General features: G+C 69.3%; 12 protein-coding genes and 1 pseudogene. 7 read left to right on the top strand and 6 right to left on the bottom strand.

Going from position 1 to position 13,885, the window contains the following annotated elements:
• Positions 1–14: 14 nt before the first annotated feature.
• Together ACHMXE_RS25985 and ACHMXE_RS25980 are read right to left on the bottom strand one after the other, a co-directional pair.
• Positions 15–2,219: a RelA/SpoT family protein gene (locus ACHMXE_RS25985; RefSeq protein ID WP_395352213.1), complete on the bottom strand. Its 2,205-nt coding sequence runs from the start codon at positions 2,217–2,219 to the stop codon at positions 15–17.
• A gap of 37 nt (positions 2,220–2,256) precedes the next feature.
• Positions 2,257–3,207, bottom strand: a complete 951-nt coding sequence (locus tag ACHMXE_RS25980; RefSeq protein ID WP_395352211.1) for an alpha/beta fold hydrolase — start codon at positions 3,205–3,207, stop codon at positions 2,257–2,259.
• A 68-nt stretch (positions 3,208–3,275) separates the two neighbouring features.
• Between ACHMXE_RS25980 and ACHMXE_RS25975 the strand changes: the two genes are divergently transcribed.
• The gene (locus ACHMXE_RS25975) at positions 3,276–4,046 is read left to right on the top strand and encodes a 3-hydroxybutyrate dehydrogenase (RefSeq protein WP_395352209.1); all 771 of its coding nucleotides are present in this window, start codon (positions 3,276–3,278) and stop codon (positions 4,044–4,046) included.
• Between the two features lie 45 nt (positions 4,047–4,091).
• Here ACHMXE_RS25975 and ACHMXE_RS25970 read toward each other — a convergent pair whose 3' ends face one another.
• Both ACHMXE_RS25970 and ACHMXE_RS25965 read right to left on the bottom strand, forming a co-directional pair.
• On the bottom strand, positions 4,092–4,802 hold the full coding sequence (locus tag ACHMXE_RS25970) for an SIMPL domain-containing protein (RefSeq protein WP_395352207.1): 711 nt from the start codon (positions 4,800–4,802) through the stop codon (positions 4,092–4,094).
• Positions 4,803–4,904: 102 nt separating this feature from the next.
• Positions 4,905–5,204 carry a hypothetical protein gene (locus ACHMXE_RS25965; RefSeq protein WP_281080655.1) on the bottom strand — a complete coding sequence of 100 codons (300 nt, stop codon included), beginning with the start codon at positions 5,202–5,204 and terminating at the stop codon, positions 4,905–4,907.
• A 221-nt stretch (positions 5,205–5,425) separates the two neighbouring features.
• On the opposite strand from ACHMXE_RS25965, the gene ompR reads away from it, so the two are divergent.
• Both ompR and ACHMXE_RS25955 read left to right on the top strand, forming a co-directional pair.
• Entirely contained in the window at positions 5,426–6,157 is a 732-nt protein-coding gene (gene ompR / locus ACHMXE_RS25960) for a two-component system response regulator OmpR (RefSeq protein ID WP_093342288.1), read from the top strand.
• A gap of 73 nt (positions 6,158–6,230) precedes the next feature.
• Entirely contained in the window at positions 6,231–7,643 is a 1,413-nt protein-coding gene (locus ACHMXE_RS25955; protein ID WP_203201217.1) for a sensor histidine kinase, read from the top strand.
• Between the two features lie 18 nt (positions 7,644–7,661).
• Here ACHMXE_RS25955 and ispF read toward each other — a convergent pair.
• Both ispF and ispD read right to left on the bottom strand, forming a co-directional pair.
• A pseudogene (gene ispF, locus ACHMXE_RS25950) lies at positions 7,662–8,149 on the bottom strand (2-C-methyl-D-erythritol 2,4-cyclodiphosphate synthase).
• Positions 8,146–8,868: a 2-C-methyl-D-erythritol 4-phosphate cytidylyltransferase gene (gene ispD, locus ACHMXE_RS25945; protein WP_395352204.1), complete on the bottom strand. Its 723-nt coding sequence runs from the start codon at positions 8,866–8,868 to the stop codon at positions 8,146–8,148. The pseudogene ispF and the gene ispD overlap by 4 nt, the downstream one beginning before the upstream one ends.
• 244 nt (positions 8,869–9,112) lie before the next feature.
• Between ispD and mfd the strand changes: the two genes are divergently transcribed.
• The 4 genes from mfd to serB are packed head-to-tail and all read left to right on the top strand — an operon-like array spanning position 9,113 to position 13,885.
• On the top strand, positions 9,113–12,475 hold the full coding sequence (mfd, locus tag ACHMXE_RS25940) for a transcription-repair coupling factor (RefSeq protein ID WP_395352202.1): 3,363 nt from the start codon (positions 9,113–9,115) through the stop codon (positions 12,473–12,475).
• Positions 12,476–12,524: 49 nt separating this feature from the next.
• Positions 12,525–12,776: a CopG family transcriptional regulator gene (locus ACHMXE_RS25935; protein ID WP_143129128.1), complete on the top strand. Its 252-nt coding sequence runs from the start codon at positions 12,525–12,527 to the stop codon at positions 12,774–12,776.
• Positions 12,773–13,171: a type II toxin-antitoxin system VapC family toxin gene (locus ACHMXE_RS25930; RefSeq protein ID WP_395352199.1), complete on the top strand. Its 399-nt coding sequence runs from the start codon at positions 12,773–12,775 to the stop codon at positions 13,169–13,171. Before ACHMXE_RS25935 ends, ACHMXE_RS25930 begins: the two co-directional genes overlap by 4 nt.
• Positions 13,172–13,885: a phosphoserine phosphatase SerB gene (gene serB / locus ACHMXE_RS25925; protein WP_395352197.1), complete on the top strand. Its 714-nt coding sequence runs from the start codon at positions 13,172–13,174 to the stop codon at positions 13,883–13,885.

The raw sequence follows: 13,885 nt of genomic DNA, 5'->3' as shown, positions 1-13,885 counted from the left end.
CCGCCGCCGCTTTTTCATCGACGTCGCGCGGATCGCACGCCGGCCACCGCCGTGACCACGTTGAGCACCTGCGCGAGACGCGCCGCGTCGGCGATCTCCACGGTGAAGGTCATCCATGCCGTGCCCTTGACCGACTGCGTCTGCACGCCGATCACGTTCATCTTCTCGCGCGCGAAGACATCGGAGATGTCGCGCAGCAGGCCCTGCCGGTCGGCCGCTTCCACGGCGACGTCGACCGCATAGACCGGCGCCTCGCCCTTGGTAGAGCCCCACTCCACATCAATCACGCGCTCGCCGTCGCGCGAGGCCATCGTGCGGAAGTTGCTACAGTCCACGCGGTGCACGCTCACGCCGTGGCCGCGCGTGACGAAGCCCGCGATGGCATCGGGCGGTGCCGGCTTGCAGCACTTCGCGAGCTGCGTCATCAGCGAGGAGACACCGACCACCAGCACGCCGCCCTTGCCCGATTTCTCGCTGGCACGCGGCTTCTTGATCTGCACGCCGTCGTCGGGATTCGCCGGCGGTTCGGGCGGACGCAGCAGCGTCTCGATGTTGCGCAGCGAGAACTCGTCCTTGCCGACCACCTCGAACAGCTGGTCCGCCGACTTGAAACCCAGTTGCGATGCGAGGTCCTCGAGCCGCATGGCCGTGCGGCCTTCGCGCTGCAGCAGCTTCTCGACCGCCTCGCGGCCGCGCGCCACCGTCTCGTGCGTGATCTGGGCATTGAACCAGGCGCGCACCTTGGCGCGCGCGCGATGGCTCGCGAGATAGCCGAGCTCCGCGTTGAGCCAGTCGCGCGACGGGCCGCCTTCCTTGGCCGCGATGACTTCCACCGTCTGCCCGTTCGACAGCGGCGTGTTCAGCGGCACCATCGCGCCGTCGACGCGCGCGCCGCGGCAGCGATGGCCCAGCGTGGTGTGCACGGTGTAGGCGAAGTCGACCGGCGTCGCGCCCTGCGGCAGCTCGACGATCGCCGCGTCCGGCGTCAGCACGTAGATGCGGTCGTCGAACAGGCCCTGGCCCTGCAGGCCGCCCGACAGGTCGCGTTCCCACGCCAGCAGCTGGCGCAGCACCGCGATCTTGGCGTCGTACTCGCCGCTGGCCCACACGCCCGCATAACCCTTGTGGCCCGCTTCCTTGTAGGCCCAGTGCGCCGCGACGCCATGCTCGGCGTGGTCGTGCATCTCCTCGGTGCGGATCTGGATCTCGATCGGCTTGCCGACCTGGCCGTCGACCAGCGCGCGCACCACCGTGTGCAGCGACTGGTAGCCGTTGGGCTTGGGCCGCGCGATGTAGTCGTCGAACTCCTCGTCGATCGGCTGGAAGTGCGAATGCACCCAGGCCAGCGCCGCGTAGCAGTCCCTCACGTCGGGCACCACCACGCGCAGCGCGAGGATGTCGAACACCTGCGCGAAGTCGAGCGACTTGCCGCGCATCTTCTTGACGATGCTGTAGATGTTCTTCGGCCGCCCCTGCACCGTGGCACGGATGCCCTCGGCATGCAGCTCGCCCTCGAGCCGCGAGCGCAACTGCTCGACGTAGCTCTCGCGCTCGATGCGCTTCTCGTCGAGCAGGCGCGCGATCAGCTTGTAGGTTTCGGGCTCGAGGAAGCGGAACGAGAGGTCCTCGATCTCCCACTTGACCTGCCAGATCCCGAGCCGGTTGGCGAGCGGCGCGAACACCTGCAGCGACTCGCGCGCCACGCCCTCGGGCACGGGCTGCTTGCTGGCGGCCGCGTAGCGCAGCGTCTGCAGGCGCGAGGCCAGACGCAGCATGACCACGCGCAGGTCGCGCGAGAACGCCAGCAGCATCTTGCGCACGTTCTCGGTCTGGGCGCCCGCGCCCTCGTTCTGATGCGCGCGCGCCGCCGCGCGGGCCTGCTCCTGCACCCGCACGAGCTTGGTGGTTTCCACCGCCAGCGCGGCGAAGTTGTCGCCGAAGACCTTGGCGATGACTTCCTGCGGCCGGTTGAGGTGCGAGCAGGCGTAGACCAGGTAGCTCGCGCCCTGCATGGCCTCGGAGCCACCCATCTTCTTGACGATGGCGGCCACCGCGTCGGCATGCGCCAGGGCGTTCTCGCCGGTGTCGAGCAGCTCGTCGACGATCAGCGGCTCGGCGAAGGCGCGCGCACGCGCGAGCATGTTCTCCATCACCGGCGAACGCTCGGCGGTGGCGGCCGACAGCGGATAGTCGACGACGATGCCGTCCGAAGCGGGCATCCCCTGGAGGCTGGAAGACTCGCGCTTCACGCTGCCCTCAATCGAACAGGAAGTCCGCGACCACCGCGGCCTGCGCGGGATCGACGAAGGTCGGCGCATGGCCGACGCCCTCGAACTCGACCAGCGCCGCATGCGGGCCGCGCTGCGTCATCGCGATGGCGGTCTCGCGCGACAGCAGATCGGACTGGGCGCCGCGCGTGACGAGCACGCGCGCCGTGATCGCGTCGTAGAGGCCCCACATGATGGCGCCGACCTGTGCCGCGGCCTCGGGCGTGATGGCGCGCAGGCCGACCGCGAGCGCCGGGTCGTAGTGCAGCATCCAGGGGCCGTCCGCACCGGCCGGTGCGTCGACCTTGGCCGCGCCATCGGCGCTGCGCTGCGAGGCCGGCACGACCATGGGCCGCGTGAGGTCGAGCCACTGCTCGGGCGTGTGCGGACCGAAGCTGGTGGAGATCGCCCACAGCGCGTCGGCCGCCTGCTGCAGGTTGTCGTAGCGACCGCCCTGCCCCACGTAGGCCGCGATGCGCTGGATCGCCGCCGCCTCGATGGTCGGGCCGACGTCGTTGACGACGAAGCGCCGCACCGGTGCCGGCAGCGGCAGTTCCTTGTGGCCGGCCAGCACGAAGCCGATCAGGCCGCCCATGCTGGTGCCCACGTAGTCGAGCGTCTGGATCGGATGCTGCCCATGGAGCTGCGCGAGCAGCGCCACCATGTCGCCCGCGTACAGCGGCACCTGGTAGGCCGCCGGGTCGCGCAGCCAGTCGCTGGCGCCGCGGCCCGCCACGTCGGGGCAGACCACCCGCACCCGGCCTTCGGCGCGCGCCACCAGTGCACGGGCCAGCGCGTCGAAATCGCGGCCCTGCCGGGTCAGGCCGTGGACGCAGAGCACCAGGTGAGGGCTGCCCGCGTCGCCCCACTGCCAATAGGCCATGCGGTGGCCGCCGTGGGTGTCGTTGCACGCCACGTGGTGAAGCGTCGGTTCGGTCATGGAAACAGGGCCGTTCTGGTGCGGATAATCTTCTCGTCGCATCCTAATTCATCCGGAGATTCATCTTCATGCTCAAAGGCAAAACCGCTCTTGTCACGGGGTCCACCAGCGGCATCGGGCTCGCCATCGCCAGCGCCCTCGCCCAGCAGGGCGCGAACATCGTGCTCAACGGCTTCGGCGACGCCGAGGCGCCCAAGGCGCAGATCGCCGCGCTCGGCGTGCGCGCCGAATACCACGGCGCCGACATGAGCAAGCCCGATCAGATCGAGGACATGATGAAGTTCGCGGCCGCCGAGTTCGGCCGCGTCGACATCCTGGTCAACAACGCCGGCATCCAGCACGTGGCCAAGGTCGAGGACTTCCCGCCCGAACGTTGGGACGCGATCATCGCGATCAACCTCACGAGCGCCTTCCACACCACGCGGCTGGCGATTCCCGCGATGCGCGAAGCCAACTGGGGCCGCGTCATCAACATCGCGTCGGCCCACGGCCTGGTGGCATCGGCCCAGAAATCGGCCTATGTGGCGGCCAAGCACGGCATCGTCGGCTTCACGAAGTCGGTGGCGCTCGAGACCGCGACCACCGGCATCACGAGCAACGCGATCTGCCCGGGCTGGGTGCTGACGCAGCTGGTGCAAAAGCAGATCGACGACCGCGCGGCGCGCGAAGGCATCAGCGCCACGCAGGCGCAGAACGACCTGCTGGGCGAGAAGCAGCCCTCGCTGCAGTTCACCACGGTGGAACAGCTCGGCGGGCTCGCCGTGTTCCTGTGCTCGCCCGCGGCCGACCAGGTGCGCGGCGTGGCCTGGCAGATGGACGGCGGCTGGACCGCGCAATAAGAGAAAACACGGGCGGGGCGCGCCAGGCGCCCCGCCCCGCAGCCCTTACTTGAGCTGCACCGATCCCGAGACGTTGACCACCACGCTGGTCTTGCCCGCCTCGATCGGCACCTGCGCGTCGGCCGAGAAGGACTTGGCCGCGGCCGCCATCATGCGCGGGCGGATCGGCCCGCCGTCGTTCGCATTCACCGTCACCTCGCGCAGCGTGTAGCCCGCGAAGCCGAAGTTCTTCGACAGCTCGGTCGCCTTCTGCTTGAAGGCGTCGATCGCGAGCGTCTGCGCCTCGGCCTCGGTCTTGGCACGCTGCTCGCGGCTCAGGCCGAAGCCCACGTTGCCGACGGTCAAGGTCGTGATGCGGCCGGCCGTCTGGGCGATGCGCGGGAAGTCGCGGCCCTCGAGCACGAGCTCGGCCGTGCCCTGCCAGCCGTTGATCTTGCCCTCGCGCGTGTAGCGCGGCGACAGGCTGAAGTTGCCGGTGCGCACGTCGAGCTGGCCGGCCTGCGCGTTCTTGCGCGCCTCGGTCAGCGCCGCATCGAGCGCGGCCTTCAGCTGCGTCTGCACGCTGCCGGCATCGGTGCCGTCGCGCGTGGTCACGAGCGTCATGCTCAGCAGGTCCTGCTGCACCTCGACGGTTCCGTTGGCGCTGAGCTGCAGCACGTTCTGCGGCGGCGCCATGACGGCGTTCTGCGCCATGGCCGCGCCGGCCATGCCGGCCCATGCGGCGCACGCCGCGATCAAGGTAATGGTTTTTTTCAAGATGGCTCTCCCAGGTTGTAGGTACGTCGACGACGTACGAGAAGAAGACGGGTGCTCGGTGCACCCGCCCTCGCGGCGCGAGCCGTGGCTCGCGCGCTGCGCTCAAGGTCGCTGGCTGCGCGGCGCGGGCAGGAGCCGCGCGGCCGGCATCGGTGCCGGCACGATGCGCTCGGCCGGCTGCGATTCTGCCGAATGCCCGGGGATGCCCGGCGCGGCCCATTGACCGCGCACCTGCTGGCGCAATTCGTAGAGCTCGGCCGGCGTGAGACGCCGCCCCGCGATGGCTTCGCCGCGGCGCATCTCGTCGCGCTGCGCGGCGCGGTGCGCGGCCACCGCGGACCGCAGGTCGTTGCGGCGCCCCTCGGCCACCCGAAGGAATTCGGCCGCCGAAATCGACGGCATACAGGCACACGCGAGCAGAAGCAGGGGTGCGGCGGATGGAAGAAGTCTCTGCGCAAAAGTCATAGGGCAGAGGCACTGTGCCACCGCCACGCTTACACCGGATGACTGGACCGCGAGCGGTCGCAAGTTTTGTAACTTAGTGTCAGTCTCAAAGCAAATCCGGCTCAACCGGCTTCCAACGCCTTCAGAATCGGCGCTGTTACAAATTCGACGTTGTAGAAATGACTCAAGTTCCCGCTCGCACCGACAAGATCGTGATCGTCGACGATGACGCCCGCATCCGCGACCTGCTTCGCCGCTACCTGACCCAGGAAGGTTTCGAAGTGATCGTGGCCGAGGACGGCAAGGCGCTCAACCGCATCCTGTTGCGCGACACGGTCGACCTGATCGTGCTCGACCTGATGATGCCCGGCGAAGACGGGCTGTCGATCTGCCGCCGCCTGCGTGCCGCCAACGACCGCACGCCGATCATCATGCTCACCGCCAAGGGCGAGGACGTCGACCGCATCGTCGGCCTCGAGGTCGGCGCCGACGACTACCTCGGCAAGCCCTTCAATCCGCGCGAACTGCTGGCCCGCGTGCACGCCGTGCTGCGCCGCCGTCCGCCGCTCGAGGCGCCCGGCGCGCCCTCGACCGAGAACGAGACCGTCACCTTCGGTCCCTTCACCTTCGACCTCGGCTCGCGCACGCTCAAGAAGGACGGCGAGGAACTCTCGCTGACCACCGGCGAGTTCGCGATGCTCAAGGCGCTGGTGCGCCACCCGCGCCAGCCGCTGTCGCGCGAGAAGCTGGCCCAGCTCGCGCGCGGCCGCGAGTTCGAGCCCTTCGACCGCAGCCTCGACGTGCAGATCTCGCGCCTGCGCAAGCTGGTCGAGTCCGACGCCGCGGCACCGCGCTACATCCAGACGGTGTGGGGCGTGGGCTACGTCTTCGTGCCGGACGGCACGGCCTGACGCGGCACCAGCGGTGGCCATCGGCCTCCCCTCCGGAAGAGAAAGTACCCAGGAGGACGGCGCCCAGGTCACGATGCCGAGCCCGCTCGAGGGCTCGGCGCAGCGTGACCGGCGTCCCGGGCTCAAGCTCGGCTTCAGTCTCTTCTGGCGCACCTTCTTCCTGCTCGCCCTCCTGCTGATCGGCTGCACCGTCGCCTGGCTGCAGACCTTCCGTTCGCTCGAATACGAACCGCGCGCGATCCAGACCGCGCACCAGATCGCCTCGCTCGTGAACCTCACGCGCGCGGCGCTGGTGTACTCGGACGCCATCACGCGCGTGTCGCTGATCAAGACGCTGGCCGACCAGGAAGGCGTGCGCATCCTGCCGCGCGAGCCCAACGACCGCGTGCAGCCCTACACCAGTGGCGCGCTCGACCAGCGCGTGACCGAGGAGCTGATCGACCAGCTCGGTGCCGGCACGACCGTGGCCAGCCGCGTCAACGACGAGGCCGGCCTGTGGATCGGCTTCACGATCGAGAGCGACACCTACTGGCTGCTGCTCGACCCCACGCGCTTCAGCCGCGTGGGCGGGCGCACCTGGCTGGTCTGGCTCAGCACCGCCATGGCGCTGTCGCTCGCGGGCGCGGCGCTGATCACGCGGCTCATCAACCTGCCGCTCAAGCAGCTCTCGCGCGCCACCATGCAGGTGCGCGAGGGCGAGTACGAGGCGCACCGGCTCGACGAACGCGCGCGCACCAACGAGATCCGCGCGGTCAACATCGGCTTCAACCGCATGGCCGACCAGCTCGCCAAGATCGAGCAGGACCGCGCGATCATGCTGGCCGGCATCTCGCACGACCTGCGCACGCCGCTCGCGCGGCTGCGCCTCGAAACCGAGATGAGCGTGGCCGACGAGGACGCGCGCGACCACATGGCGGCCGACATCGCGCAGCTCGACGCGATCATCGACAAGTTCCTCGACTACGCGCGGCCCGACCATGTCGATCCCAAGCCGGTGCTGCTGCGCGACGTGGTCGACTCCTGCACCTACGCCGTGCAGGACTACGAGGAGATGAGCATCACGGTCGACGTGCCGCCCGACCTGCGCGTGATGGGCGACGAGGTCGAGCTCACGCGCGTGATCTCCAACCTGGTCGAGAACGCGCGCCGCTACGGCAAGACGCCCGCCACCGGCATCGCCGACGTGGTGATCCAGGCGCAGGCGAGCAACGACGCGGTGCTGATCAAGGTGCGCGACCGCGGCGCCGGCGTGGAGCCGGCCCAGCTCGCGCAGCTCACCAAGCCCTTCTTCCGCGGCGACGCGGCGCGCACTTCGGCCGCGGGCGCGGGCCTGGGCCTGTCGATCGTGGCGAAGAACATCGAGCGCATGGGCGGCACCTTCGCGCTCACCAGCACGCCGGGACGCGGCCTGGCGGCGCACATCCGCATGCCGCGCGCGATGCCGGCGCCGCCGCGGCCGGTGCAGCCGCCGGTCCGCAAGATCTGAAAGAAAAGAACCGCGCGCTCAGCGGTGCAGCAGCACCACGGCGCGCGCTTCCATCGCGCGGCCCTCGCCCACCGGGCCCAGCTTCTCGGCCGTCTTGGCCTTCACGTTGACCTGCTCGCCCGCGATGCCCAGCGTCTGCGCGATGCGCTCGCGCATGGCCGGGATGTGCGGCGCCAGCTTCGGCGCCTGCGCGATCACGGTGCTGTCGACGTTGCCGATCTGCCAGCCCTCGGCACGCACGCGGCGTGCGGCTTCGGCCAGCAGCACGGCCGAGTCGGCGCCGCGGAACTGCGCATCGGTGTCCGGAAAATGCCGGCCGATGTCGCCCAGGCCCGCGCCGCCGAGCAACGCGTCGGTGATCGCATGCAGCAGCACGTCGGCATCGGAGTGGCCGAGCAGGCCCGTGACATGCGGCACCTCGACGCCGCCGAGGATCAGCTTGCGCCCGCCACCAGCTGATGGACGTCCCAGCCCTCGCCGACGCGGATGTCGAAGGCCGCGCTCATGGCATCACCTTCTTGCGCGCCAGCAGCAGCGCCTCGGCCAGCGCGAAGTCCTCGGGATAGGTGACCTTGAAGTTCTGCGCGCTGCCCGGCACCAAGAGCGGCGTCAGCCCGACCGCCTCGATCGCGCCGGCCTCGTCGGTCACCGCGTCGCCGGCGCGCTCGAGCGCGTCGAGCAGGATGCCGATGCGGAACATCTGCGGCGTCTGGGCGAGCCACTTATCGGCGCGCGGCAGGGTCTGCGCCACGCGGCTGTCGGCCGTCGACACCTTGAGCGTGTCGGCCAGCCGGTGCGCCAGCAGGCCACCGACGGCATCGTGCTCGCAGGCCGCGATCAGCGCCTCGATCTGGCTCGGCGTCACGAGGCAGCGCGCCGCGTCGTGCACCAGCACCCAGTCGTGCGCGCCGGCGCCCTTCTGCCGCAGCGCCAGCAGGCCGTTGCGCACCGAGGCCGCGCGCGTCACGCCGCCCACGCGCAGCAGGTGCTCGTCCTGCTGAGGAAAGAGCGGCAGCGCGGCGTCCACGTCGCGGTCCTCGGGCGCCACCACCAGCGCGATGCCGGCGAAGCGCCCGACCAGCGCGCGGAAGGCCTCGAGCGTGTGCGCCACCATCGGCGCCCCGGCCAGCCGCCGGTACTGCTTCGGCTGCGGGGACTGCGCATGGCCGGCACGGTGGCCGGAACCGGCGCACGGGATCAGCACGAAGAGGCGGGAGGAAGACATGGCGGGGCGGACGGTCGGCCGGTGCGCCGACAAGCAGAAGAAAGGCCGCCATTCTAGAATCGACCCCATTGCACACCCCTCGCCAGTCGGCGCGGGGTGTTGTGCATTTCCAGCAAGCCTTTATGGACCTCCCCACCTCACGGCGGGCAAGCGCTTCACGCTGCCGCGCCCCCCGCTGTCGGCCGATGCACTGCTGCTGGCTCAGCTCGCGCGGCGCGAAAAGGCCGCGGGCCGCGCCACGGCCATGTTCACGGCCGATGCCAACGACGCCCAGCGCCTGATCGACGAGATCGCCTTCTTCGCGCCCGAACTGCGCTGCGCCCTGTTCCCCGACTGGGAGACGCTGCCCTACGACAGCTTCTCGCCGCACCAGGACCTGATCAGCGAGCGCCTGGCCACCCTGTGGCGCATCAGCCAGAAGGAAGCCGACGTGGTGCTGGTGCCAGCCACCACCGCGCTCTACCGGCTCGCGCCGCCGTCCTTCCTCGCGGGCTACACCTTCCATTTCAAGACCAGGCAGAAGCTGCAGGACGCCAAGCTCAAGGCGCAGCTCACGCTGGCCGGCTACACCCACGTCACGCAGGTGGTGAGCCCGGGCGAGTACGCGGTGCGCGGCGGCCTGATCGACCTGTTCCCGATGGGCTCGCCGGTGCCCTACCGGGTCGACCTGTTCGACGACGAGATCGACTCGATCCGCACCTTCGATCCCGACACCCAGCGCAGCCTCTACCCGGTGCCCGAGGTGCGGCTGTTGCCGGGCCGCGAGTTCCCGATGGACGACGACGCGCGCGCGCGCTTTCGCGGCCGCTGGCGCGAGCTGCTCGAGGGCGATCCGACCAAGAGCCGCATCTACAAGGACATGGGCAACGGCGTCGCCACCGCCGGCATCGAGTACTACCTGCCGCTGTTCTTCGACGAGACGGCCACCGTGTTCGACTACCTGGGCCCCGACACCACCGTGGTGCTGCATGGCGAGCTCGAGCCCGCGTTCCAGCACTTCTGGCAGGACACCGGCGAGCGCTACCGCCTGGTGCGCGGCGACCCCGAGCGCCCGGCGCTGCCGCCCGAGGCGCTGTTCCTCAACGCCGAGCAGTTCTACCAGCGCGTGAAGCCGCATGCGCAGCTCTCGATCCGCTCGACCGCCGACGCCGCGCCCTTCGCCGAGTTCGACACCCTGCCCGCCTTCTCGGTGGTGCGCGGCGCCGACGATCCGCTGGTGCGGCTCAAGGCCCACATCGCCGCCACGCCGCACCGCGTGCTGATGATCGCGGAGAGCGACGGCCGGCGCGAGAGCCTGCTCGACTTCCTGCGCGCCAGCGGCGTGAGCCCGCCGGCCTTCGACTCGCTGGCCGAGTTCGAGGCCGCAACCGACGAGAAGGTCGGCATCGCCACCGCCGCGCTGGCGGCCGGCTTCGCCTGGCGCGAACAAGGCATCGACTTCGTCACCGAGACCGAGCTGTTCGCCACCGGCAGCACCGGCCGGCGCCGCAACAAGAAGCAGGAACAGGTCAGCGACGTCGAGGCGCTGATCAAGGACCTGTCCGAGCTCAACGTGGGCGACCCGGTGGTGCATTCCGCGCACGGCATCGGCCGCTACCGCGGCCTGATCCACATGGACCTGGGCCAGGGCACCGATGCCGAGGGCAAGCCGCTGCTGCAGGAGATGCTGCACCTGGAGTACGCCGACAAGGCCACCCTCTACGTGCCCGTGAGCCAGCTGCACCTGGTGAGCCGCTACACCGGCGTCAGCGCCGACGAGGCGCCGCTGCACAAGCTCGGTTCGGGCCAGTGGGACAAGGCCAAGCGCAAGGCCGCCGAGCAGGTGCGCGACTCGGCCGCCGAGCTGCTCAACATCTACGCGCGCCGCGCCGCGCGCGAAGGCCATGCGTTTCGCTACTCGCCGGCCGACTACGAGGTGTTCGCCAACGACTTCGGCTTCCAGGAAACCGCCGACCAGAAGGCGGCGATCCATGCCGTGGTGCAGGACATGATCTCGCCGCAGCCGATGGACCGCCTGGTTTGCGGCGACGTCGGCTTCGGCAAGACCGAGGTCGCGCTGCGCGCCGCCTTCATTGCGGTCACCGGCGGCAAGCAGGTGGCCTTCCTCGCGCCCACCACGCTGCTGGCCGAGCAGCACTACCAGACCCTGGTCGACCGCTTCGCCAAATGGCCGGTGAAGGTGGCCGAGATGAGCCGCTTCCGTTCGACCAAGGAAATCACGACCGCCGCCAAGGGCCTGGCCGAGGGCACGGTCGACATCGTGGTCGGCACCCACAAGCTGCTCTCGGAATCGGTCAAGTTCAAGAACCTCGGGCTCTTGATCATCGACGAGGAGCACCGCTTCGGCGTGCGCCACAAAGAGGCGATGAAGGCGCTGCGCGCCGAGGTCGACGTGCTCACGCTCACCGCCACACCGATCCCGCGCACGCTGGGCATGGCGCTCGAGGGCCTGCGCGACCTCAGCGTGATCGCCACCGCGCCGCAGCGCCGGCTCGCGATCAAGACCTTCGTTCGCAACGAGGGCACCGGCGTGATCCGCGAGGCCGTGCTGCGCGAGCTCAAGCGCGGCGGCCAGGTCTACTTCCTGCACAACGAGGTCGAGACCATCGAGAACCGGCGCCAGAAGCTCGAGGAGATCCTGCCCGAGGCGCGCATCGCCGTCGCCCATCGCCAGATGCCCGAGCGCGAACTCGAGCGCGTGATGCGCGACTTCGTGGCCCAGCGCTACAACCTGCTGCTGTGCTCGACCATCATCGAGACCGGCATCGACGTGCCGACCGCCAACACCATCGTGATCAGCCGCGCCGACAAGTTCGGCCTGGCGCAGCTGCACCAGCTGCGCGGACGCGTCGGTCGTTCGCACCACCAAGCCTATGCCTACCTCATGGTGCCCGATACCGAGGGCCTGACCAAGCAGGCGGCGCAGCGGCTCGACGCGATCCAGCAGATGGAGGAGCTGGGCTCGGGCTTCTACCTCGCGATGCACGACCTCGAGATCCGCGGCACCGGCGAGGTGCTCGGCGAGAACCAGAGCGGCAACATGATGGAGATCGGCTTCCAGCTCTACAACGAGATGCTCAGCGAGGCCGTGCGCTCGCTCAAGGCCGGGCAGGAGCCCGACCTGCTGTCGCCGCTGTCGGTCACGACCGAGATCAACCTGCACGCCCCCGCCCTGCTGCCCGACGACTACTGCGGCGACGTGCACCTGCGGCTGTCGTTCTACAAGAAGCTCGCCACCGCGAAGAACCCCGACCAGATCGACACCCTGCTGGAGGAGATCGTCGACCGCTTCGGCAAGCTGCCGCCGCAGGCCCAGACCCTGATCGACACCCACCGCCTGCGCGTGCTCGCGCGGCCCTACGGCGTGGTCAAGGTCGATGCGGCGCCCGGCGTCATCAACATCACCTTCAAGAAGGATCCGCCGGTCGATTCGATGGCGATCATCCACCTGATCCAGAAGAACAAGCACATCAAGCTGGCCGGCAACGAGAAGCTGCGCATCGAGCGCGAGCTCAAGGAGCCGAAGGATCGGGCGCAGATGGTGCGCGATGTGTTGCGCAGCCTGGGGCAACCGTTGGTGAAGGAAAGCCCCGCGGCCGTCGTATAAGTGCCTGGCACTTATATAATTGCCGATGTAATTTTTCGGGAGATCCGCCATGTCCCAGATCACGATCTACCTGGACGAAGAGTCCGAGAAAACAGCGCGCGCGGCGGCGGCGGCGGCGAACCTGCCCTTGAGCCGCTGGTTCGCCCTGCTGGTGGCGCGTGAAGGGCAGCGCGGCAAGAAGACCGGCTGGCAGAGCTTCTTCGCCGAAGCCGACAAGCAGAAAGCCGCCTGGGACGAGTTCCCCCTGACCGAGGACATGCACAAGGACCTGCCTCCCGATACGCCGCGCGAGTCCTTGTGAAGTACCTGCTGGACACCAACACCCTCATCTACGCCTTTCGCGGCACGGGCGGCGTGCGCGTGCGCATGAATGGCACGAGCGATGCGGACATGAATCTGTGCGCCATCAATCTGTTCGAACTCGAGTTCGGTTTCTCCAAGTCCGCCAACCCGGGCCCGCAGCGTGCGCTGCTCGATGAACTCGTGCAGCGCCTGCGCATCCTGCCGCTGGACAGCGCGAGCGCGGAATCGGCCGGACAGATCAAGGCCCACCTCCAACAGGCCGGTACGCCGATCGGCCCCTATGACCTGCTCATCGCGGGCATCGCGATGGCGCACAACCTGATCGTCGTCAGCCGCAACGTCAGCGAGTTCTCGCGCGTGCCCGGCCTGCGCGTCGAGAACTGGTATCACTGAATGACCCTTGCCCCCTCCTCCCCCGGCCTCGTCCTCCAGCGCTTCACGCCGCCGCTCGCCCTCCAGGACTTCAAGCTCATCGCCTTCGACATGGACTCGACGCTGATCAGCATCGAGTGCATCGACGAGATCGCCGATGCCGTCGGCAAGAAGGCCGAGGTGGCCGCGATCACCGAGGCCACGATGCGCGGCGAGATCAAGGACTTCAAGGAGAGCCTGCGCCGCCGCGTCGCGCTGCTCCAGGGCGTGCCGGTCGGCGCGCTGCAGCAGGTCTACGACGAGCGGCTGAAGCTCAACCCCGGCGCGACCGAACTGGTGGCGGCCTGCAAGACGGCGGGCCTCAAGGTGCTGCTGGTCTCGGGCGGCTTCACCTTCTTTGCCAACCGCGTGAAGGAGCGCCTGGGCATCGACTTCGCACGCTCGAACCTGCTCGACGAGGCCGACGGCCAGCTCACGGGCCAGGTCGCGATGCAGAGCTGGGGCGACATCTGCGACGGCGCCGAGAAGCGCCGCACCCTGCTCGAGGTGGCCTCGCTGATGGGCATCTCGGCGCGGGAATGCATCGCGATGGGCGACGGCGCCAACGACCTGCCGATGATGGGCGAGGCCGGGCTGTCGGTGGCCTACCACGCCAAGCCCAAGGTGCGCGAGCAGGCGATGGTGGCGATCGACGAAGGCGGGCTCGACCGCCTGCTCGAGGTCGTCCGGCCCTGA

The organism is Variovorax sp. UC122_21, assembly GCF_044056785.1.
Taxonomy (GTDB): domain Bacteria; phylum Pseudomonadota; class Gammaproteobacteria; order Burkholderiales; family Burkholderiaceae_C; genus Variovorax.
Note: the sequence above shows the minus strand (reverse complement) of the source record. Positions and strands in the feature narration are given on the sequence as shown.